This is a genomic window from Clostridium polyendosporum (genome assembly GCF_018332455.1).
In the GTDB taxonomy this organism is placed as follows: Bacteria; Bacillota; Clostridia; order Clostridiales; family Clostridiaceae; genus Clostridium_AY; species Clostridium_AY polyendosporum.
The window spans coordinates 106335-128854 of sequence record NZ_BOPZ01000004.1 but is presented as its reverse complement, the minus strand read 5'-3'; the positions used below and the strand labels follow the sequence as shown (position 1 = coordinate 128854).

Sequence of the window (22520 nt, the reverse complement as noted above, 5' to 3'; positions counted from 1 at the left end):
TGGTATTATGGGTAGTAGATCAAATAAAAGGATTGGAAAGCAGACTGTTAAACTCCAAAATCCCCCTAAAATAATTACAACAACAAGTATAGTAGGACCTAAAGAAGGAGATGGACCTTTAGGGGAATATTTTGATTTAATTTTAAAAGATGATATGTATGGTGAAGAAAGTTTTGAGAAAGCTGAAAGTAGTATGATGTATAGGGCAATAAAAGACACCATTAAGAAGGCTAATTTAAGAGAAGAAAATATAGATTATCTTTTTGCAGGGGATCTTCTAAATCAGCTTACTTCTTCAAATTTTGCTGCTAGAGATGTTAATATACCTTTTTTCGGACTTTATGGAGCTTGTTCTACGATGGCTGAATCTTTAGGATTAGCTTCGTTAATAATGGATGGAGGGTATGCAGATTATGTTATAGCCTCTACTTCATCACATTTTAGTGCTGCTGAAAGACAGTTTAGATTTCCATTAGAATATGGTAGTCAGAGAAGTGAAACTGCTCAATGGACAGTAACTGGTTCAGGAGCAATGCTTCTTTCGCATGAGGGCAATAAACCTTACGTTACTTATGTCACTACAGGAAAAGTAAAGGATTATGGAATTAAAGATGCTAATAACATGGGAGCAGCTATGGCGCCAGCGGCAGTAGATACTATATATAAACACTTTAAGGATACAGGAAGAAGTCCAAAAGATTATGATGTGATTGCAACAGGAGATTTAGGATTAGTAGGTAAGAAAATAACTGAAGACCTTCTTTGGGAATATGGATATAATGTTAAAAATGTATATATAGATTGTGGTGCAATAATTTTTGATCATGAAAGGCAAAAAACTAATTCTGGAGGTAGTGGTTGTGGGTGTTCAGCAGTAGTAACTTGTGGTTATTTATATAAACAAATGTTAGATAAGGATATAAAACGAATGCTTTTAGTTTCCACTGGTGCTTTAATGAGTACTACTTCATCACTTCAGGGAGAAACCATACCAGGTATTGCTCATGCAGTAGCAATAGAGTATGACTAAATTTTGGAGGTATATAGATGAAAAGTTACATATCAGCATTTATAGTAGGAGGATTAATATGTGTGATTGCTCAGATTCTTATGGATAAGACAAAGCTTACTCCAGGGAGAATTTTAGTTGCTTTTGTAACTGCAGGAACAATTTTAGGAGCCTTAAATATATACGATAAGGTTGTTGAGATAGGAGGAGCGGGAGCTACAGTCCCTCTTCCGGGATTTGGTTTTGCCTTAGCTAAATCAACTATAAAAGAAGTAAAAGAACAGGGCGTAATAGGTATTTTTACTGGAGGAATAAAGGGAACAGCAGGAGGGATAGCTGCAGTAATCTTTTTTGGATATATAATGGCACTTATATTTAATCCTAAAACCAAATCATAGTGTAAAAGTTTTTAAATTATTTGTTTTATACCTATTTAATTATAAGAATATTTCTAGCTGAAAATTAGGATAATATTATAAATTTTTTCTAAGTTTATACATTTTATTTGAATTATTAGCGATAAAAAGGGAACAATAAGCACTATGGAGGTGGTCATATGTTCAACAATGTAAATGAAACGCTAATAAAAGGAAGTAATACAGTACACTTGAGTATACCTCAAGAAGATTACTTTTTTTCTTATAATTCATTAAATTTTGATAGTGCAAAGGACTTAGTAGATAATTATTTTCAATTAAGATCACGAGAGGGTATGCCAAATGTAAAAAATATTGAGCTTATTACAGCTTCCAATACTGTAAGAATTACAGTGGATGTAGATTATAGTATGGTTGGAGACAGAAATTTATATGAGGTACCAGACCTAATTTCTAATGAGAATATTTCAACAAAAGTTCAGTATGAATAAACCATTAATAAACATTCTTATTAGCGTTGTAGTTGGTTCTTTTTGCTTTAATGTGATAAATTATACTCTTCTAGGTGCAGCTTTTCTAGCTGCATCATTTTTTTCACTTCATATGCTTATATCAAATAAAAAACTAACAATAATAATCTTAGTATTCTTTTGTTGTGCGTTTATGAACTCTTGGAACTATTACTCTATAGATATAACTGATATTAAAGACTTTAATATAAAGGTAACCGATACAAAAAAGAGTGTTGTGGAGTATGAGGGAAGAAAAGTATATTTATCAGGCAAAATTCCCAATGTACAAGAAGGAACTAATTATCTTGTCCATGGAAGCTTCAAAAAGGATAGAAAAATAGAAGAAGGTATAATTGGTACCATATATATAAATAAGTACACTAAACTTAATGAGGGGATATATTTTCAGATATTTTCTTTTCAAGAAAATATCTATTCTAAACTCAAAGATAAATTAGGAGAAGAGGGTGCAGCTATTGTTTCTTCATCTTCTTTCGGAAATACAACTTATTTAAAAAAAGAGCAGAATGAGGAAATGAATAAACTTGGGATAGTTCATGTTATTTCAGTTTCGGGATTTCACCTTGCAGTATTATATACCTTACTTGAAAAGGTTTTAGGATTTAAGATAACCTTAGTTATAAGTTTCTTTTATCTAATTTTTACAGGGGGAAAGCCACCTACATTAAGAGCATTTATAATGATAGCTATATTAAAGTTTTCAAAGAAACTTTATAGAAATTATGATGCAATATCATCGTTATGTTTTTCTGCACTATTACTTATTTTCTATAAACCATATTATATTTATGATCTAGGATTTATACTCTCTTATCTTTCAACTCTAGGAATAATACTTTTCTATGAAATACTAAGGAGAAAACTCTATATGTTTCCAGAATATATTAATAATACTATAAGTATTTCACTTTCAGCACAAGTTTTTACTTTTCCAGTAGTAATATTGACTATAAATACTTTTTCCCCTAACTTTTTATGGGGAAACTTGTTGATTTTACCTATATTTACTGGGATTGTAATACTTGGAAATATAGCGTTGGTGGTTATATGGAATCCACTGTTATTTAATCTATGCTGTTATGGATTGAAAATTTTACTTATTGCACTAAATGGTGGAATAACTATCATTAACTGGTTTTCTTTGCCTATAGTTTATATGAATTCGATTATTTGTTATCATTACTGTTCCGTATTAATATGTTTCTTTATGACAAAAAAAGGCTTTGATAGATTTAAACTAATGCCAATTGCTTTAACCTTAGCTGCAATTTTATCTATATTTTCCTTCTATCCTAAATTAACATATATAAACTCAAGATTTGAAAAAGGTATATTAATAGAATATGGTTTTCATAGATTACTATTAACTGATGTCTCTAATGCATATTATTTAGAAAATATGAAAAAAGAATTTCAACCTACTGAGGTGTTAAGAAACTATAATAAAAGTAGTTTTAAAGTTGGAAAGAATATAATAACTTTCAATGATAATGGAAAAAGCTTTTGGGTTATATGTAGTGATAAGAAGTATTTCTTAACTGAAAATAAAGAAAATAAAACTTTTGATAACTATTATGATATAATTAAGCTTAATGAAAATAATAATATAACCTTTAGATTATCTAAAGATAAATTGACTGCTATAAAATAACATCATCATTGAAAGGTGGATTGTTGTGATTGATTTAGAGGTGCTAGAAGGTAATTTAAAGAATAATAAGTTAGATAATTGTTATATATTTGCTGGTTTGGATGAGATGTTAATAAAGGAAAGTGTGGAGAACATCATAAATACCGTAATTGATGAAACTTTTAAAGACTTAAATGTGATAAAACTTGATGGAGTAAGTACTACCTTTGAGGATATAATGAATGCATGTGAAACATTACCTTTTATGAGTGATAAAAAGGTAGTAATTATATATAGAGCAAATTTTTTAAGAGAAAAAACTGATAGTCTAGGAGCAAAACTTTACTCTCAATGTACAGAATATATTAAAAATACCCCATCGCATTGTATCTTAGTTTTATATTATTTATTGAATGATAAGAGAGAAAATCTAATGAAAAATAAAAAGATTATGTCTCTTGATAAATCTTGTACTTTGATTAAGGCTGATAAGTTAAGAGGGGAGAAGCTTTATAGAAAGGTAAATAGTATATTTGAAAGAAAAGGTAAGAGAATAGGTAAGGTGGAATTAAAGTTTTTCTGCGACTCTGTAGAAAATAATTTTGATATAATAGAGAGAGAAATAGAAAAAATTATAAGTTATACACAAGGCAGAGATATTACCAGAGGAGATATCTCTCTAATGCTTCCTAATAAGGAAGAAGATGATGTTTTTGACCTTGTAGATTATATTTCTCAAAAAAGACCTGAAAAGGCTGTTGATCTTATTAATGAACTTTTAAACAAAGGGGAAAATATGATGCTCATACTTTCCCTGATAGAAAGTCAATTCTTAATGCTATATAAAATTAAAGTTGGTATAAGTGAAGGAAAAACTAAAGAAGATTTTGTAAGAGAGCTAAGAAGACCAGCTTTTGTTTGTGAGAAGCTTATAGGACAGAGTAAAAAATTTTCTTATAAACAACTTCAGCAATGTATGAAGCTTTGTATAGAAACTGAGAAAAGGTTAAAGAGTACTGGTTTCCATAAGAAAACAGAGATGGAATTAATGCTAATTGATACTGTAAGGGTATAATTAAAATAAGAACTTGGTATCACCAAGTTCTTATTTGCTGCCATTTCATAAAGTGAAATCTGACTTAAAGTTAATAGGCTTGATGTCTATTAACTTTATTTGTTGCCATATAAATAATTAGAAATTTTAACAAAAATAAATAACCGGTCAATTTGACCGGTTTATCAATTAAGCCATAGCGTTTAACTTTGCAGCTAATCTTGACTTCTTTCTTGCAGCCATGTTCTTGTGGATTACTCCCTTTGAAGCAGCCATATCTAATGCCTTAACAGCACCAGTGAAAGAAACTTTAGCTTCATCAGCGTTGCTAGCAGCAACAGCTACCTCAAACTTCTTTATAGCTGTCTTAAGAGCTGACTTTACTATTTTATTTACTAGAGTTTTCTTTTCGCTAACTCTTATTCTTTTCTTAGCTGATTTAATATTTGCCATTCCAGTTCACCCCCTTCATTTTAATAGGGCCTCTGCAGTTTTTGGGGAAATCTGCGTACGAGTTTATATTCAACAAGAGATATTATAGCATTGATAAATAGTGAATTCAAGTGTTAAATTTAAAAAATATAGAGAATCAATTTTATAACAAGACTTATCATAATCTAATAATAATTTAATTTAAGGAAAAAATAAATTAAAGTAAAGATAATAGTTTAAGGGGTGAAGTTATGATAAATGTTAGAACAGATTTAGCAGTTGAAGCACGTGAAATATATAAGGAACAGTTTAAAAGAGAGGCTGATGGAGTAGTAGTAGTAGAAGAGGAAAAGGATGATATAAAGATAACCACTGTTAATGTAAAAAATGAAGAGGGAGCTAGAATGATTGGGAAGGTTATGGGAACTTACATAACCATAGATATTCCAGAATTTACTCATTATGATGGAGAAATTATGGATAATGTAGCACATGTTTTAGCTGAAAGTCTTAAAAAACTTATTGATATAGAACATACAAAAACAGCACTAGTAGTTGGGTTAGGTAACTGGAACGTTACACCGGATGCATTAGGACCTCAAGTAGTAGAAAAGATAATGGTAACAAGACATTTAAAATCAGTTATGCCTGATGCTATAGATGATTCTGTAAGACCTGTATGTGCACTTGCACCAGGAGTTTTAGGGATTACAGGAATTGAAACAGGAGAAGTCATAAAGGGAGTTGTAGATAGAATTAAACCCAGTATTGTAGTTTGTATAGACGCTCTTGCATCAAGAAATACTAGAAGAGTTAATAGAACTATACAAATTGGTAATACAGGAATTTCACCAGGTGCTGGAGTAGGAAATAAAAGAATGGAGATAAGTGAAAAAACTTTAGGAATACCCGTTATAGCAATAGGGGTTCCTACAGTAGTAGATGCGGCAACTATAGTTAGTGATGCGATGGATTTAGTATTAGATGAAATGATAAATCAAGCTTCTTCAGGTGGCGAGTTTTATAATATGCTAAAATCTATAGATAAAAATGAAAAAGGTCAATTAATTAGAACTTTACTTAATCCTCATGTAGGAGATCTTATGGTAACTCCGAAGGAAGTAGATATAGTTATAGATTCAGTATCAAAAATAATATCTAGTGGTTTAAATCTTGCATTACAGCCTAATTTAGATATGGAAGAAATAACGAAGTTTATGAATTAGATATATTTATTTGGTGCTATTTTATAAAGTAAAATCTCACTGAAACTGAGCAAGATTGATGTCTATTCAATTTTACTTTCTTTAATTTCAAATTTTTAAACTTGTCCATTTATAACATAAAGCTTATCCCCTTTTCATATAAATATTTAATATGAGGAGGGGATACATATGTATTTTAATCCGCAGCGGAGTAAGAACACCACTAAGTGGAAGCCGCCGGCAGCCTTTTCAGTTATAGTAATTGTGTTAATTGTTTTTATTAGTGGGATAATAAAAACATCAATAAAAGACAGCAATTACATATATATAAAGCTGTTACAACTTACAATTCCAATGGTTAAGAATACATCAGAAAGTGCTGATGGGATTAATTTAGAAAAAATATCTTTAAGAGACGAAGTAGCACAGAAATTAAACATAAATTTTTTTAATCCATCAAATTTGATTGCTATGGAAGTACCGTATTTTAGATTTAACGAAACACATATAGAATATGAGGAATCTTTTGCTACATTTGATTCTTTTAAACTCAATGATGGAAGTGTTGCAAAACTAAATCCAGAGGAGCTTCAGAATATTAACGACCCTGCAAAACCAATTAAGACTTCACCAGCATATAATCCGAATTTAAAGAAGACATTAAATCAATCAAAACCCGAAGTTTTAATTTATCATACTCATACTACTGAAGCGTATAGTCCAGCAAGTGCTGATTCTAAGGATGAAAATTATAGTGTAGTTGGCGTAGGTAACGTATTAGAAAGTGAACTGGAGCAAAATTACGGCATATCTGTAATACATGATAAAACCATGCATAGTCTAAATTATGAGGATAGTTATTCAAGATCAGAAACTACAGTAAAAAAATATTTACAAAAGTATGGAGATTTTAAGCTTATAATAGACCTGCATAGAGATTCAGTTAGTAATAAAGCGACAGTTACAGCAAATCTTAATGGAGAAAATGTCGCGAAGATAATGTTTGTAACTGCACAAAATAGTCAATATTATACTTATAATGCAGCAGCTGCTGAAAGGTTAAATCAATTAGGTAGACAATATTTCCCAGGGTTTTGTAAAGGGATTGTATCATACAGAAGAGGGAAAAATACTTTTAATCAAAAACTTAGTAAGAATTCAGTGTTAATAGAGGTGGGAGCAGAACTTAATACTGCTCAAGAATCCCAAGCATCTGCTAAGTATATAGCTAGAATAATAGCAGAGTACTTAAATGAAAAAAGGTAGCGTATAAAATCAGGGAAAATGAACATCCTTATAGATAGTAAATATTAGGGGTGTTCTTTTTATGAAAAAAATTAGCGTAATATTAATAATCTCTTTTGTATCTTTTTTAATATGGGGAATAATAAAGATTAATATCACAAATACTGCTGCCATTAGTAAAAATATTGGAGGGTCTGTAGCTATTTCTCAGGAAGAATTAAACAACATAAAAGATGAATTTGGTGATAATTTTGTAGGATTTTTAAATGATAATTGCGAATTTAAAATATTTAATTATGATGGAGATATAACTATAGAGGTATATGATAAAGTAATTAATTTTAATCAAGGAAATATAAAGCAATTTTTGTATAAAACTGGTGAGAAAACAGAAAATATTTTATTAGGAGCAAAAGAAGGATTAGATTTTGTAATTAATAAATTTAATAGAACTATAGAACAAGTATTATAAATGTGGGGTATTCATCGTTCTTTATTGACATATAAGCGGGATACTGTGATATAATTTTACATGATTTATTATACATGGGGGTGAAAACTGTTCTGGGAACTTTATGTTCTTGAGAATAGGATTATGAATATGCAAAGTGAAAGACAAAAACATATAAGAAACTTTTCAATCGTTGCACATATCGACCACGGAAAATCAACGCTTGCAGATAGACTTTTAGAAACTACAGGAACTTTAACTAAAAGAGAGATGGAAGAGCAAGTTCTTGATAATATGGAGCTTGAAAAAGAAAGAGGAATAACTATTAAATCTCAGGCTGCTAGATTGGTATATAGAAGAGACAATGGAGAGGAATATATTTTAAATCTTATAGATACTCCAGGACATGTCGATTTTAACTATGAGGTTTCAAGAAGCCTTGCTGCTTGTGAAGGAGCAATACTTGTTGTAGATGCTACTCAAGGAATACAAGCTCAGACTCTTGCAAACTGTTATCTTGCTTTAGATAACAACTTAGAAATTGTGCCTGTGATAAATAAAATAGATCTTCCAAGTGCAAGGCCAGATGAGATTAAGCAAGAAATAGAAGATGTTATAGGTATCGAAGCTCATGACGCTCCTCTAGTTTCAGCAAAAACAGGATTAAACATAAAAGATGTATTGGAAGCAGTCATAGAAAAGGTATCTGCACCAACAGGAGATGAAGATGCACCTTTAAAGGCACTGATCTTTGACTCTTTCTATGATAGTTACAAAGGAGTTGTATGTTACGTAAGAGTTAAAGAAGGAACAGTAAAACCAGGAACTAAGATTAAACTTATGGCGACAAATAAGGTTTATGAAGTTACAGAAGTAGGTGTGTTTACTCCAGCATTTATGCCTATTTCAGAGTTAAGAGCAGGAGATGTTGGATATGTAACTGGATCTATAAAGAACGTTAGGGATGCTAGAGTTGGTGACACTATAACGGAAGCAAACAGACCAACAGATAAACCTCTTCCTGGATACAAACCAGCTATATCAATGGTGTTCTCTGGTATATATCCTGTAGATGGTGCTAAGTATGAAGAGCTTAAAGAAGCACTTGAAAAGCTTCAAATAAACGATGCATCACTTTCTTTTGAACCTGAAACATCAGTAGCTTTAGGTTTTGGTTTTAGATGTGGTTTCTTAGGATTACTACATATGGAAATCATTCAAGAGAGAATCGAAAGAGAATTCAATCTTGATATTATTACAACAGCTCCATCCGTTATTTATAGAGTAATAAAGACAGATGGAGAGGTTATCGAACTTACAAATCCAACTAACCTTCCTCCACAAACAGAAATAGATTACATGGAGGAGCCAATGGTTAAGGCTTCGATAATAAGCCCAACAGATTACGTTGGACCAGTTATGGATCTTTGTCAAGATAGAAGAGGAAAGTTCTTAGATATGCAGTATATTGAAACTACAAGAGTGGTTATTAACTATGATATTCCACTTAATGAAATAGTGTATGATTTCTTTGATGCCTTAAAATCAAGAACAAAAGGATATGCTTCTCTTGACTATGAGTTAAAGGGATACATTCAGTCAGAACTTGTTAAGCTTGATATACTTCTTAACGGAGATACAGTAGATGCTCTTTCAATGATAGTACCGAAGGAAAGGGCATATCAAAGAGGAAGAGGTATTGCTGAAAAGCTTAAGGAAATTATTCCAAGACAGCTTTTTGAAATTCCAATACAAGCTACAGTAGGCTCAAAGGTAATAGCAAGAGAAACTGTTAAAGCAATGAGAAAAGACGTTCTAGCAAAGTGTTACGGTGGAGATATTTCAAGAAAGAAAAAGTTATTAGAGAAACAAAAAGAAGGAAAGAAGAGAATGAGACAGGTTGGTTCTGTAGAAGTACCACAGGAAGCATTTATGGCAGTGCTTAAGGTTGAATAACCTTAAGTAAACTCTTTTTTCTTAAAATGAATGGAGGAAATATATGAAAAAAATATCGTTATATATACATATACCTTTCTGTAAACAGAAGTGCATGTATTGTGACTTTCCTTCATTCTGCGGTAAGGATACTCTTATGGAGAGGTATATTGATGCCTTAATAAAAGAGATTAAGGAAAAAGCAAGCAAATATTATATTTCAACTATATTTATAGGTGGGGGAACTCCCACCTATTTGCATTTAAATGAACTTGAAAAACTTTTAAATGCAGTGAATACCTTAAATCTATCCAACAATATAGAATTTACCGTAGAATGTAATCCAGGAACCTTAACAGAGGAAAAACTTAATCTTATGAAAAGTAAAGGGGTAAATAGACTTTCAATAGGTCTTCAAGCATATCAAGAAGAACTTTTGAAAAGAATAGGAAGAATTCATAGTTTTGAAGATTTTAAAGAAAATTATCTATTGGCAAGAAGCGTTGGATTTAAAAACATAAATGTAGATTTAATGTTTGGTCTTCCTAATCAAAAGGTAGAACAGTGGAAAGAAACCTTAGAAAAGGTTCTTTTATTACAACCAGAGCATATTTCAGCCTATAGCCTTATAGTTGAAGAAGGAACCATATTTTATAAATTATATGAAAATGATAAGCTTTCATTACCTTCAGAAGATGATGAACGAGAAATGTATAGAATTACGCTGCAGGTTTTAAAGAATAGAGGTTATCATCAGTATGAAATATCAAACTTTTCGAAGCAAGGAAAAGAATGTAGACATAATATTGTGTACTGGGAGCTTGAAGAATATTTAGGTTGTGGAAGTGCAGCGGCCTCATATATAGAGGGAACAAGATATAAGAACTTTGAAAGTATTGAAGATTATATTAAGGCAGTTGAAGATGATGAAAAAACTTTTAATGAAGTAATTGTAAATACTAAAGAGGATGATATGGAAGAATTTGTGTTTATGGGGTTGAGAAAAACTCAAGGAATTTCAGAGGAAAAGTTTTATAAAAAGTTTGGAATAAAAATTGAAAAAATTTATAAAACTGTTATTAATAAACATATAGCTGAAGGGTTATTAATAAAAAACGGTGGGAAAATATATTTAAGTAATAAAGGTATTGAGCTTTCAAATTATGTAATGAGCGATTTTATATTAACTCTATGAAAAATTTAATCTAAGTGAAACTATAGAGAAAAAAGTAACTTCTAAATATCAATAGTTTTTTATATAACATTAAATTTTAATATTCTTTACTTGATTATTAGTGTCTAAAGGTACGAGTAAGACTGATTTTTTATAATATTTAATGAAATTCTTAGTAAATAAAAGAAATGATGAGAAAAACACAATATATTCATTATTTTTGTGAAAATTAATTATTATCTTCATATAAATAAAATTGACAAAAAAATATATAAATAATATATTTAAATCGTAGTCATTAGCACTCAGTTGAAGTGAGTGCTAACAAAAGAGGTGATGTTAGTGATAGATGAAAGAAAGATAAAAATTCTCCAGTCAATAATAAATGATTATATAACCACTGGAGAGCCAGTAGGGTCTAGGACTATCGCTAAAAAATATGCTCTAGGTGTAAGTTCTGCCACAATAAGAAATGAAATGTCTGATTTAGAAGATATGGGTTATTTAGAACAGCCTCATACATCAGCAGGCAGAGTACCCTCTAGCAAAGGCTACAGACTTTATGTGGATAGGTTAGTAGAATATGAAAGGTTGAGTTTGGAAGAAGAGTTCAAAATAAGAAAGTGTATCATAGACGCGGCACTTTATGAAGTTGACAAGGTTATAAAGCAGACTAGTACTTTATTATCAGAGTTAACCAAACTTACTTGTATAGTAAATGCTCCTTCTGTAAAGAAGAGTCAAATTAAATCTATACAGTTAATAAATGTTGATATTAATAATCTTTTATGTGTCATAGTTACTGATAGCGGTCTTATTAAGAATACTTTAATTAGGGTTTCAAAAGTACCACCTATGGATACTCTTTTAAGAATAAATAACATTATAAATCGTAGATTGAGAAATCTTACAATTGAACAAATTAATCTAGAAGTTATTAATAAGTTAAAAGTAGATTTAGTAGGATTCGAAGAAATCTTTAATGAACTTATTCCAGCTTTGTATGAAACCTTGAACACTTCTGATTCATCAGAAGTCTTCATGGAAGGAACTACAAATATTTTTAACTATCCTGAGTATAATGACATCGAAAAGGCAAAGGAAATACTGTCTCTTTTATATAACAAGGATTATGTTTCAAAACTCATAAAAAGTGACAGTAATATGACTATAAAAATTGGAGATGAAAATTTCCTTCCTGAGGCTAGGGATTGTAGTGTCATTTCAGCAGTATATTCACTTGGAGGAAGGCCACTGGGAACTATAGGACTTATTGGCCCGAGAAGAATAAATTACTCTAAGGTAATCTCTATTATGGCAGAAGTGATGAAAGAGCTAAATGAAACTTTGAGAAATCAAGGTTTAAAATAAGAATAAACAAGTTCCATTTTTAATAAACGTGATTGTTCATATGGCATTAAAAATAGAGATGAGGTGTGAGAATAATACTATGGAAGAAATAAAAAAAGATCAATTAGAACAAGAAAAAGAAGAACTTAAGCAAGAAACAAACATAGATGATTTAAATGATGAAAATAACGAAGGATGGCAGACTGGCGAAGCTCTAGAAGATCAGGAGTTTGAAGAAAATGAAGATGAAACTCTAAAAGACGAGCTATTAAAGTTAAAAAATGAAAATTCAAAGCTTTCAAATGAGCTTGAGGCTCTAAAAGATAGATTATTAAGATTAAACGCAGAATATGATAACTTTAGAAAAAGAACTTCAAAAGAAAAAGAAGGTATTTATACCGATGCGTGTGAAGATGTTTTAAAAGAAATGGTACCAGTTTTAGATAATTTAGAAAGAGCTATTACTGTTGAAGGGTCAGTGGAAGACCTTAAAAAAGGTATAGAAATGACTATAAGACAGTTTAAAGGAGCATTTGAAAAACTAGGTGTTGAAGAAATTGATGCAACTGGTGAATTTGATCCTAACCTTCATCAAGCAGTAATGCATATTCAAGACGAAGCTTTTGGGCAAAATGCAGTAGCTGAAATATTCCAGAAGGGATATAAAAGAGGGGATAAAGTCTTAAGATATACAATGGTAAAAGTAGCAAATTAAATAAATTTTACTACAAATTTAAAACTAAAAGCAGAAATTTAAAGGAGGATTTAAATATGGGAAAGGTTATAGGAATTGACTTAGGTACTACAAACTCATGTGTTGCTGTTATGGAAGGAGGAGAACCAGTCGTAATAGCTAATGCAGAAGGAGCTAGAACAACTCCATCAGTTGTTTCATTCCAAGCTAATGGTGAAAGATTAATAGGTCAGGTTGCTAAAAGACAATCGATTACAAATCCTGATAAAACAATAATCTCAATAAAGAGACATATGGGAACTAACCATAAGGTAAATATAGATGGTAAGGAGTATACTCCACAAGAAATATCAGCAATGATTTTACAAAAGATTAAAGCTGATGCTGAAGCTTATCTTGGCGAATCAGTAACTCAAGCTGTTATCACAGTTCCAGCTTACTTTAATGATGCTGAAAGACAAGCAACAAAGGATGCTGGTAGAATTGCTGGTTTAGAAGTATTAAGAATAATCAACGAGCCAACTGCTGCTTCACTTGCATACGGCTTAGATAAGATGGAGCACAATCATAGAATTCTTGTATACGACCTAGGTGGCGGTACTTTCGACGTATCAGTTCTTGATCTTGGAGATGGAGTATTTGAAGTTAATGCTACAGGTGGAGATGCTCGTCTTGGTGGAGATGACTTCGATCAAAAAGTTATGGACTACATTGCTGAAGACTTTAAAGGCCAATATGGAATAGATTTAAGAAATGATAAAATGGCACTTCAAAGATTAAAAGAAGCTGCTGAAAAGGCTAAGGTTGAGCTTTCATCATCAACTCAAACAATGATCAACTTACCATTCATTACTGCTGATGCAACAGGTCCTAAGCACATTGAAATGACATTAACAAGAGCTAAATTTAATGAACTTACTCATGACCTTGTAGACAGAACAATAAACATAATGAGAGATGCATTAAACTCAAAGAATATTTCATTAAATGAAATAGACAAGATTGTTCTAGTTGGGGGTTCAACAAGAATTCCAGCAGTTCAAGATGCTGTTAAGAACTTTACTGGAAAAGAGCCATCAAAGGGAGTTAACCCAGATGAGTGTGTTGCAATAGGTGCTGCAATTCAAGCTGGAGTATTAACAGGAGACGTTAAGGACGTATTACTTCTTGATGTTACTCCATTATCACTTGGTATAGAAACATTAGGAGGAATAGCTACTCCATTAATCACAAGAAATACTACTATACCAACAAGAAAGAGCCAAATATTCTCAACTGCAGCTGACGGACAGACTTCTGTTGAAATTCACGTTGTTCAAGGGGAAAGACAAATGGCTGGTGATAATAAAACTCTTGGAAGATTTACATTATCAGGTATAGCACCAGCTCCAAGAGGAATTCCACAAATCGAAGTTACTTTTGATATAGATGCTAACGGTATCGTTAAGGTTTCAGCAGCAGATAAGGGAACAGGTAAGGAAGCTAATATCACAATAACAGCTTCAACTAACTTAAGTGATGAAGAGATCGATAAGGCAGTTAAGGAAGCTGAAAAATTTGCTGAAGCTGATAAGAAGAGAAAAGAAAGCATAGAAGTTAAGAATAATGCTGACCAAGTTGTTTACCAAACTGAAAAGACATTAAACGAACTTGGAGATAAGGTTTCAGCTGAAGATAAAGCTAAGATAGAAGCTAAGCTTGAAGAAGTTAAGAAGGTTAAGGACGGAGAAGATTTAGAGGCAATAAAGAAGGCAACTGACGAATTAACTCAAGAGTTCTATGCTGTATCATCAAAGATATATGCTGCTCAAAGCCCTGAAGGTGCAGCTGGTTTTGATCCAAACAATATGAATATGGGTGGTAATGCTGCTGGTGCAGGAAATACTGCAAAGGACGACAATGTTGTTGATGCAGATTTTAAGGTTGAAGATGATAAATAGTTGTAACAAATAAAAGAATTCATATATAATATGACATGGGAAGGCAAACTCGTCTTCCCTTTCTTAAATCATTAGGTTACATAATTAATAGAACTAGGTGGTGAAATATTTGGCTAATAGAGATTATTATGAGATACTTGGACTAGAAAAAGGTGCAAGTGATGATGAAATTAAGAAAGCCTTTAGAAAGCTTGCATTAAAGTACCATCCAGATAGAAATCAAGACAATAAAGAAGCTGAAGAAAGATTTAAAGAAATAAATGAAGCTTATCAAGTTTTAAGTGATCCTCAGAAGAAAGCACAGTATGATCAATTTGGTACAGCTGATTTTGGAGCTGGCGGAGGCGGCTTTGAAGGCTTTGATTTTGGTGGTATGGGAGGCTTTGGGGATATATTTGAGACATTCTTTGGTGGTGGTTTCGGAGGAGGCGGAAGAAGAAATGGTCCTTCTCGTGGCGCTGATATAGAATATACTCTAACTTTAAATTTTGAAGAAGCTGTATTTGGTGTGGATAAGGAAATATCTATAACAAGAAGTGAAAACTGTGAAAGTTGTAAAGGAACAGGAGCAAAATCAGGCTCAGCTCCAAAGAGCTGTCCAAAGTGTGGTGGTTCTGGCCAAGTAAGGTCCCAAAGACAAACTCCATTTGGAAACTTTATATCTACGTCAGCTTGTGACAGATGTGGAGGAACGGGTCAGATTATAGATGATCCATGTCTAGAGTGTAAGGGAAAAGGTAAGGTAAGAAAAACAAGAAAAATATCTGTAAAAGTACCTGCAGGAGTAGATACAGGTAATGTAATGCCTCTTAGAGGACAAGGTGAGCATGGTGCTAATGGAGGTCCTCCAGGAGATCTATATTTAAGAATAAATGTAATGTCTTCTAAGACATTTAAGAGAAGTGGCTTTGATATCTATATTGATTACCATCTAAGCATGGCAAAAGCTGCTCTAGGTACGGAAATAAAAGTACCTACAGTAGATGGAGATGTTAAGTATACTGTGCCTGCTGGAACTCAACCAGGTACATTATTTAGATTAAAGGGTAAAGGTGTACCAAGGGTTAACTCTTCAGGAAGAGGAGATCAGTATGTAAACATCATAGTAGATGTACCAAAGAACTTAAACGATAAGCAAAAAGAAGCCTTAAAGCTCTTTATGGAGGCTTCAGGAGAGGTCTTTGAGGAACCAAAGGACTCTAAGGATGGAAAAGACAAAAAAGGATTTATGGGCAAGATTTTTGGCTAAGATATATTTAATCTGGCCGTCAGTAGAATTTATATTGAGTTATTGAGAATAATCTTATATAGATTCCTAAAGAATCAAAAAGGAATTCGGTCTGTGTAAAGACTGGATTCCTTTTTAATTCTTTAGAACAGCTATAAAATTCAATAATTGTTAATAACTTGAAACTGTAATTTAGGATGGTCAGTTTAATTACGACACCTAAAGAGTAAAAAATATAGTTCGCCTGCCAATTTTTCCTCACATGTGGTTGGAAAGGCAGATGCGTAAAAAAATCGACAGCTCCACAGTCGCCTTGACGATTTTTTTATATGAAATTGTAACTTAAACTATAAAGTATTATAAGATATATTGATAATATAGATAAACACCTTCATAACTGAATTGATTTATTGCCATTTCATAAATTAAATTTGTCTAAAGTTATTTATCTATAATAAGATTTTTCTTATGTAAATAAGCCTTATAGGAGAATATAAAGCTATGTTTTATTATATAATTTTATTATTTATTTGTCTCTTAATATTTGGGTTAAGTGAAGGATTGCTGAAGGTTTCATTTAAAGGATCAGCAGGAAGATTACTTTATATTATTCTAGCTATTATACTTGCTTATATAGTAGTTGTTTTCCTATCTTCCTATCTTAAGTTTATTATATTGGGTGGGATAGTATATATTATTATAAATTTTATAAGAGAAAGAGAATAATAAGAGATTAATTGTGAAAGATACTGTTATCATTGAAATAGGAAATATAATTCTCATTTTACCAGCTAACATTTTAAAATTATTGCATTTTGCAGTACAAAGTGTAAAAAAGAATTCAGTCTAAGTGAAGACTGAATTCTTTTTTTTATAGATTTACTAACAAAACAACTATGGATACTTGGTAAAATTTGAATTTGATATTGATTTGCTGTTAAGTATAATTTATAATAAAACATAACATAAAGTAACAAAACATGATAAAAACAGAATAATTCATGTGAGGAACTGAGCTTAAAGTGATATAACTATAAGATTGGTTAATATCAATCTTTCATATTTATTTGCTAAATTTAGGATAATACTACTTTTATTTAATATTTTATCAGATATTTAACATTAAGTTAACCAAAAGGTAATCAAAAGTTTATAAAAAATTGTTAATGTTACTTAAAAAGGTATTAAAATTATATATCTAACTGAAAAATATATAAAATTCCGATAAAATATATTAACTAGGAGGGATTTCATGCATATTCCGGATAATTATTTAAGTCCATCAACATGTATTTCGCTAGCTACTGTTATGGTTGTTGTATGGAGAAGAGCAGTTGATAAGGTCAAAAATGAGTTCAATAAAAGGAAATTTCCTTTATTAGGTATATGCGCTGCTTTTTCATTTCTTATTATGATGTTCAATATTCCTCTTCCAGGAGGAACTACAGGTCACGCTGTAGGTTCTACTCTAGTTGCAATTCTTTTAGGGCCATATGCTGCTGTAATTTCTATTACTGTTGCTCTTGCTATACAAGCTTTATTTTTTGGAGATGGAGGTATACTTGCATTTGGAGTAAATGCATTTAATATGGCATTTATCATGCCGTTTATAGGATATTATATTTTTAAATTAATAAAAGGAAAAAGTGAAAATAAAAATAGAAATTACATTGCTGCATTTTTTGGAGCCTATATAAGTATAAATGCTGCTGCTTTTTTAGCTGCTATAGAATTTGGAATACAGCCAATATTGTTTAAGAGTATTTTGGGATTTCCTATCTATTGTCCATATCCACTTAAAGTCACAATACCATCAATGTTAGTTCCACATCTTTTGGTTGCTGGGGTAGTGGAAGGGATTATTACAGCAGGAGTATATATGTATGTTAGAAAATTATCACCTGAAGTAATTTATCGTAAACATGAATCAGAAAATAGTCAATTAAGATTAAGACCTATATATGCTTTAATTGCTACTATGATCATTTTATGTCCACTTGGGCTTCTTGCTAGTGGCACTGCTTGGGGGGAATGGAGTGTTGAGGAACTAAAAGGATTGATAGGATATGTTCCGCAAGGAATGCAAAATGGATTAAGTTATAAAACAATATTTCTTGACTATGTGGTAACAGGATTGCCAGAAACTGTAGGATACATAATATCTGCTGTGTTAGGAGTATTAGGAATATATATAATAATAAAATTAATAAATAAAAAAGTTTTGGTAGTAAGGGATAGGTGATAAATTATGGATTGGCTTTTTAAGCAGGATGATTATGTCCCTAAAGAAGATAAGGATGCGTTCGTTGATAAAAGTATATTTTCATTGCTAGGTGTATTATCCAGTATAAAAAGGAGTAGTAGAAGATTTCCATCAAGGATTCATAGTATTAATCCTGCATTAAAGTTAATTTCATCACTCTTAATTATTATTTTAATATCAATTTCTAAAAGCTATAAATTTACATTAGTAATTTATAGCTATTTGTTTGTTATGTTCGCTTTATTAAATAAAGAGGAAATTAAAAAAATTTTATGCATAAGCCTAGTAATCCCCATTTTTACCCTAATTGCATTAATCCCTTCTATAATTGCAGGTAATGTCTATAATAGCTTAATAATTGTAATGAGAATTTTAAGTGCTGTTTTAGTTACTAATATTTTATCTTTTACTACTAAGTGGAATGATATAGTAGGTGCTTTAAAACTATTGTATATCCCAGATATTTTTATTCTAGTTATGGAAATAACTTTAAGGTACATATATATACTTGGTGAATTCTCTTTAGATATGTTATATGCTCTTAAGCTGAGATCTATAGGTAAAAATGAAGATAAATATACGTCAGTATCAGAGATGATAGGAACACTTTTTTTAAAATCAAAGGACTTAGGAGATGAGCTTTACTTAGCTATGGAATGCAGAGGCTTTCAGGGAGAGTATGTGCATCTTACTAAATTTAAGTTAAATTTAGTAGATTATATTTATGGTTTATTTATTATAGTTTTAGTTTTAGCATTTATAATCTTTAACAGGATGTGAAGAAATGATAGAAATTAGCAATTTAACTTTTAGTTATAAAAATAGAATAGCATTGAAGGATATAAACATTAGGATAGAAAAGGGAGATTCTGTTGCTATAATAGGACCTAATGGTAGCGGTAAATCAACGTTCTTAAAGCTTTTGAATGGCTTAGTATTCCCAAGTGTAGGAAGTTACGTTTTTGAAGGATCAGAAATAAGTGAAAAAGCTATGAGGAACAATAAGTTTGCTAAACTTTTTCATAAAAAGTTAGGTTTTGTATTCCAAAATTCTGATGCACAGCTTTTCTGTTCTACGGTTTATGATGAGATTGCTTTTGGACCTAGACAAATGGGAATCGATGAAAAAGAGGTACAGGTCAGGGTGAGGGATTGTTTAAATATGTTACACATTGGAGATCTATCAGATATTGCACCCTACAATTTAAGTGGAGGAGAAAAAAAGAGGGTAGCGATAGCTAGTGTATTATCACTTAATCCTGATGTTTTGATATTAGATGAACCGACAAATAGCCTAGATCCAAAGACAAAGAGTTTTTTGAGGGATTTGCTAATCAAGCTTAATTCTTATGGAAAAACCATTATATGTGCTACTCATGATTTTGAATACTTAGAGGGAGTATTTAATAAGATAATAGTTTTTTCTGATGAACATTGTATTGTAAAACATTGTGATTATAATCAGGTGATCAAGGATGAGCAGTTCTTGAGGCTACATAATATAAAGTAATAGATACTTATAGGTAGGTTTTATTATGAAAAGAGTATTTTTAAAGATAAGAGGCATCGTACAGGGAGTAGGTTTTCGTCCTTTTGTTTATAACTTAGCAATTTTATATAACTTAAAAGGGTGGGTTAACAATAATTCTGAAGGGGTAGATATAGATATAGAAGGGAACGAAGACAGGCTAAATGAGTTTATTAGTGAGCTAAAATATAATACACCTCCACTTGCAAAAATAGAAAATATAATCATAGAGGAACTAGAGTTAAATAATTATGTAGATTTCGAGATAAGGGAAAGTGAAAAAAAAGAAAAAAAGATTACTCTTATCTCACCAGATATGGCTACCTGTAAGGAGTGTATCAGAGATATATCAGATCCCTTAAATAAAAGATATAGATATGCTTTTACTAACTGCACTAATTGTGGGCCAAGATTTTCAATAATTAAGTCTATTCCTTATGATAGGGAAAAAACAACTATGAAAGAATTTACAATGTGTGGGGATTGTAAAAGAGAGTATATTGATTTAACTAATAGAAGATTTCATGCACAGCCCAATGCATGCAGTGATTGTGGCCCTAATATTTGGATTGAGGATTCTGATGGGACAAAAATAGAAGTTGATGATGTTATCGAATGGACAAGCAAAAAATTCAAAGATGGTAAAATTTTTGCAATAAAAGGGCTTGGGGGATTTCATTTAGTTTGTGATGGAACTGATTCAGAAGCTATAGATCTGTTAAGAGTAAGAAAAAAGCGACAGGATAAACCTTTTGCAGTAATGATGAAAGATATGGAAGTTGTCAAAAAGTACTGTCATGTAAATGCTATCGAAGAGCAAGTCCTTACTGGGATAAGGAAGCCAATAGTAATTTTAAAACAAAGAGAAGATTATAACCTACCACAGTGTATTGCTCCACGCCAGAAAACGTTAGGTGTTATGTTGCCATATACTCCTTTGCATCAGTTATTATTTTCAAGTGGAATAGAAGTTTTAATAATGACTAGTGCCAATATTTATGGGCTACCTTTAGAATTCAAAAATGACAGTGCTGTAGAAAAACTGGGACATGTTGTAGATTATTTCTTACAACATAATAGAGATATTTATATACCAGTGGATGATTCAGTGGTAAGGGTAATGGATGATGAGGTTAGGATGATAAGAAGAGCAAGAGGATATGCACCAGAACCTTTAAAAAGAAGTGGAATTAGGGAGATTTTAGCATGTGGTTCTAATATGAAAAACACCTTCAGCATTGCTAAGGAAAATTTCTTGTTTTTAAGTCAGCATAATGGAGATTTGGGAAATTTGGAAACCTATGAACATTATAAAAACAATATTACACATTATAAAAACATATTTTCCTTTTATCCTAAATATCTAGCTTATGATATGCATCCTAACTATGCAGCAAATGAATATGCAAACAGTTTAAATCTGCCTAAAATCCAAGTACAGCATCACCATGCACATGTTGTTAGTTGTTTAGTTGAAAATAATGTAAGTAGTAAAGTTATAGGAATAGCCTTTGATGGAACGGGCTATGGTACTGATGGAAAGATATGGGGAGGGGAGTTTTTACTTTGTGATACTAGGGATTTTAAAAGATTAGGGTACCTGGATTACGTAAAAATGCCTGGGGGTGAAAAGGCTGTAGAAGAGCCATGGAGAATGGCAGTATCATATCTTTATAGCATGTTTAAATTAGAGAGAGATAGTAGGGATAATGTTAATAGTAAATTAAAAGAAATGTTAATGGAACTTTATGGTAACAAGGCTATTAAGCTTTTGTCTGTTTTGGATGCAAATATTAATTGTCCTGAAACCTCTAGTATGGGACGTTTTTATGATGCGGTAGCTAGTTTAATTGGAATAAGAGATAACATTACATATGAAGGGCAAGCTGCTGTAGAAATGGAAGCAATTATTTCTGATGAATGCTTAGATTACTATTCTTATAATATTAGAAAAGATAGTACTTATATAATAGAGCCATATAAAATTATTGAGGGAGTTATAAAAGATAAACTTCTTAGCGTTCCCAAAGAGATTATTTCAGCTAAATTTCATAATACAGTAGTTAGATTTTCTAAAGAAATGTGCAATTTAATAAGAATAGATACTGGTATTAATGAGGTGGCATTAAGCGGTGGAGTGTTTCAAAATGCTTACTTGCTTAAAAGATTAATTGATGAATTAAAAAATGATGAATTTATTGTTTATACAAATAAATTAGTACCGATGAATGATGGTGGAGTTTCTGTGGGACAAGTCGTGGTAGCAAATGAAGTTTTAAATAGAAATTTATGCAATTCGTAAGGAAGAAGTTAGATATCTATTGTAGTTATCTATAATACTTTTTAATTATATAATAACATCCCTTTGTGCTTATTTTACTAATTTTTCATGTTATGTAATTATAATACAAATTTACAAAAAGTTAACGCGAATGTTGTTGAATAAGCTCATATCTTGGAGTAATATGAAAG

20 protein-coding genes are annotated in these 22520 nt (G+C 31.3%); 19 read left to right on the top strand and 1 reads right to left on the bottom strand.

Annotation, left to right across the window (positions count from 1 at the left end):
- Positions 1-7 precede the first annotated feature (7 nt).
- From spoVAD to holA, 5 genes are all read left to right on the top strand, one after another.
- Complete coding sequence (gene spoVAD / locus CPJCM30710_RS03825) at positions 8-1030, top strand: stage V sporulation protein AD (RefSeq protein WP_212902846.1); 1023 nt, start codon at positions 8-10, stop codon at positions 1028-1030.
- Between the two features lie 17 nt (positions 1031-1047).
- Entirely contained in the window at positions 1048-1407 is a 360-nt protein-coding gene (gene spoVAE, locus CPJCM30710_RS03820; protein WP_212902845.1) for a stage V sporulation protein AE, read from the top strand.
- Between the two features lie 158 nt (positions 1408-1565).
- A complete protein-coding gene (locus tag CPJCM30710_RS03815; RefSeq protein WP_212902844.1) occupies positions 1566-1877 on the top strand; it encodes a hypothetical protein in 312 nt (103 codons plus the stop codon).
- Positions 1870-3570 (top strand): ComEC/Rec2 family competence protein, encoded by a 1701-nt coding sequence (locus CPJCM30710_RS03810; RefSeq protein ID WP_212902843.1) that lies wholly within the window; start codon positions 1870-1872, stop codon positions 3568-3570. Before CPJCM30710_RS03815 ends, CPJCM30710_RS03810 begins: the two co-directional genes overlap by 8 nt.
- A gap of 25 nt (positions 3571-3595) precedes the next feature.
- Positions 3596-4624, top strand: a complete 1029-nt coding sequence (gene holA / locus CPJCM30710_RS03805; protein WP_212902842.1) for a DNA polymerase III subunit delta — start codon at positions 3596-3598, stop codon at positions 4622-4624.
- 168 nt (positions 4625-4792) lie between these two features.
- Here the strand turns inward: holA and rpsT are convergent, their stop codons facing one another.
- Entirely contained in the window at positions 4793-5056 is a 264-nt protein-coding gene (gene rpsT / locus CPJCM30710_RS03800) for a 30S ribosomal protein S20 (RefSeq protein WP_212902841.1), read from the bottom strand.
- Positions 5057-5286: 230 nt separating this feature from the next.
- Here rpsT and gpr point away from each other — a divergent pair, with 230 nt between their 5' ends.
- The 14 genes from gpr to hypF all read left to right on the top strand — a co-directional run bounded on the left by gpr (position 5287) and on the right by hypF (position 22350).
- Positions 5287-6261 (top strand): GPR endopeptidase, encoded by a 975-nt coding sequence (gene gpr / locus CPJCM30710_RS03795; protein ID WP_212902840.1) that lies wholly within the window; start codon positions 5287-5289, stop codon positions 6259-6261.
- Positions 6262-6429: 168 nt separating this feature from the next.
- Positions 6430-7506, top strand: a complete 1077-nt coding sequence (locus CPJCM30710_RS03790) for a stage II sporulation protein P (RefSeq protein ID WP_212902839.1) — start codon at positions 6430-6432, stop codon at positions 7504-7506.
- 61 nt (positions 7507-7567) lie between these two features.
- Positions 7568-7957 carry a hypothetical protein gene (locus tag CPJCM30710_RS03785; RefSeq protein ID WP_212902838.1) on the top strand — a complete coding sequence of 130 codons (390 nt, stop codon included), beginning with the start codon at positions 7568-7570 and terminating at the stop codon, positions 7955-7957.
- Between the two features lie 129 nt (positions 7958-8086).
- Positions 8087-9892, top strand: a complete 1806-nt coding sequence (gene lepA / locus CPJCM30710_RS03780) for a translation elongation factor 4 (RefSeq protein WP_281413949.1) — start codon at positions 8087-8089, stop codon at positions 9890-9892.
- A gap of 43 nt (positions 9893-9935) precedes the next feature.
- On the top strand, positions 9936-11066 hold the full coding sequence (gene hemW / locus CPJCM30710_RS03775; RefSeq protein ID WP_212902836.1) for a radical SAM family heme chaperone HemW: 1131 nt from the start codon (positions 9936-9938) through the stop codon (positions 11064-11066).
- A gap of 315 nt (positions 11067-11381) precedes the next feature.
- Positions 11382-12416 (top strand): heat-inducible transcriptional repressor HrcA, encoded by a 1035-nt coding sequence (gene hrcA, locus CPJCM30710_RS03770; protein ID WP_212902835.1) that lies wholly within the window; start codon positions 11382-11384, stop codon positions 12414-12416.
- 79 nt (positions 12417-12495) lie between these two features.
- A complete protein-coding gene (gene grpE / locus CPJCM30710_RS03765) occupies positions 12496-13110 on the top strand; it encodes a nucleotide exchange factor GrpE (protein WP_212902834.1) in 615 nt (204 codons plus the stop codon).
- A 56-nt stretch (positions 13111-13166) separates the two neighbouring features.
- On the top strand, positions 13167-15029 hold the full coding sequence (dnaK, locus tag CPJCM30710_RS03760; protein ID WP_212902833.1) for a molecular chaperone DnaK: 1863 nt from the start codon (positions 13167-13169) through the stop codon (positions 15027-15029).
- A 109-nt stretch (positions 15030-15138) separates the two neighbouring features.
- Positions 15139-16278, top strand: a complete 1140-nt coding sequence (dnaJ, locus tag CPJCM30710_RS03755; protein WP_212902832.1) for a molecular chaperone DnaJ — start codon at positions 15139-15141, stop codon at positions 16276-16278.
- Positions 16279-16758: 480 nt separating this feature from the next.
- Positions 16759-16983, top strand: a complete 225-nt coding sequence (locus CPJCM30710_RS03750) for a hypothetical protein (protein WP_212902831.1) — start codon at positions 16759-16761, stop codon at positions 16981-16983.
- Between the two features lie 526 nt (positions 16984-17509).
- Positions 17510-18499: a cobalt transporter CbiM gene (gene cbiM, locus CPJCM30710_RS03745; RefSeq protein ID WP_212902830.1), complete on the top strand. Its 990-nt coding sequence runs from the start codon at positions 17510-17512 to the stop codon at positions 18497-18499.
- A gap of 6 nt (positions 18500-18505) precedes the next feature.
- Complete coding sequence (locus CPJCM30710_RS03740; RefSeq protein WP_212902829.1) at positions 18506-19300, top strand: energy-coupling factor transporter transmembrane component T; 795 nt, start codon at positions 18506-18508, stop codon at positions 19298-19300.
- A 4-nt stretch (positions 19301-19304) separates the two neighbouring features.
- Entirely contained in the window at positions 19305-20030 is a 726-nt protein-coding gene (locus tag CPJCM30710_RS03735; RefSeq protein ID WP_212902828.1) for an energy-coupling factor ABC transporter ATP-binding protein, read from the top strand.
- A gap of 25 nt (positions 20031-20055) precedes the next feature.
- Entirely contained in the window at positions 20056-22350 is a 2295-nt protein-coding gene (gene hypF, locus CPJCM30710_RS03730; protein ID WP_212902827.1) for a carbamoyltransferase HypF, read from the top strand.
- Positions 22351-22520: the final 170 nt, after the last annotated feature.

What these genes read in the sequence shown, in the direction of transcription:
- spoVAD (WP_212902846.1), top strand. Translation starts at nt 8, where the DNA reads ATGGGTAGTAGATCAAATAAAAGGATTGGAAAGCAGACTGTTAAACTC.
- spoVAE (WP_212902845.1), top strand. Translation starts at nt 1,048, where the DNA reads ATGAAAAGTTACATATCAGCATTTATAGTAGGAGGATTAATATGTGTG.
- CPJCM30710_RS03815 (WP_212902844.1), top strand. Translation starts at nt 1,566, where the DNA reads ATGTTCAACAATGTAAATGAAACGCTAATAAAAGGAAGTAATACAGTA.
- CPJCM30710_RS03810 (WP_212902843.1), top strand. Translation starts at nt 1,870, where the DNA reads ATGAATAAACCATTAATAAACATTCTTATTAGCGTTGTAGTTGGTTCT.
- rpsT (WP_212902841.1), bottom strand. Translation starts at nt 5,056, where the DNA reads ATGGCAAATATTAAATCAGCTAAGAAAAGAATAAGAGTTAGCGAAAAG.
- gpr (WP_212902840.1), top strand. Translation starts at nt 5,287, where the DNA reads ATGATAAATGTTAGAACAGATTTAGCAGTTGAAGCACGTGAAATATAT.
- CPJCM30710_RS03790 (WP_212902839.1), top strand. Translation starts at nt 6,430, where the DNA reads ATGTATTTTAATCCGCAGCGGAGTAAGAACACCACTAAGTGGAAGCCG.
- CPJCM30710_RS03785 (WP_212902838.1), top strand. Translation starts at nt 7,568, where the DNA reads ATGAAAAAAATTAGCGTAATATTAATAATCTCTTTTGTATCTTTTTTA.
- lepA (WP_281413949.1), top strand. Translation starts at nt 8,087, where the DNA reads ATGCAAAGTGAAAGACAAAAACATATAAGAAACTTTTCAATCGTTGCA.
- hemW (WP_212902836.1), top strand. Translation starts at nt 9,936, where the DNA reads ATGAAAAAAATATCGTTATATATACATATACCTTTCTGTAAACAGAAG.
- hrcA (WP_212902835.1), top strand. Translation starts at nt 11,382, where the DNA reads ATGTTAGTGATAGATGAAAGAAAGATAAAAATTCTCCAGTCAATAATA.
- grpE (WP_212902834.1), top strand. Translation starts at nt 12,496, where the DNA reads ATGGAAGAAATAAAAAAAGATCAATTAGAACAAGAAAAAGAAGAACTT.
- dnaK (WP_212902833.1), top strand. Translation starts at nt 13,167, where the DNA reads ATGGGAAAGGTTATAGGAATTGACTTAGGTACTACAAACTCATGTGTT.
- CPJCM30710_RS03750 (WP_212902831.1), top strand. Translation starts at nt 16,759, where the DNA reads ATGTTTTATTATATAATTTTATTATTTATTTGTCTCTTAATATTTGGG.
- cbiM (WP_212902830.1), top strand. Translation starts at nt 17,510, where the DNA reads ATGCATATTCCGGATAATTATTTAAGTCCATCAACATGTATTTCGCTA.
- CPJCM30710_RS03740 (WP_212902829.1), top strand. Translation starts at nt 18,506, where the DNA reads ATGGATTGGCTTTTTAAGCAGGATGATTATGTCCCTAAAGAAGATAAG.
- CPJCM30710_RS03735 (WP_212902828.1), top strand. Translation starts at nt 19,305, where the DNA reads ATGATAGAAATTAGCAATTTAACTTTTAGTTATAAAAATAGAATAGCA.
- hypF (WP_212902827.1), top strand. Translation starts at nt 20,056, where the DNA reads ATGAAAAGAGTATTTTTAAAGATAAGAGGCATCGTACAGGGAGTAGGT.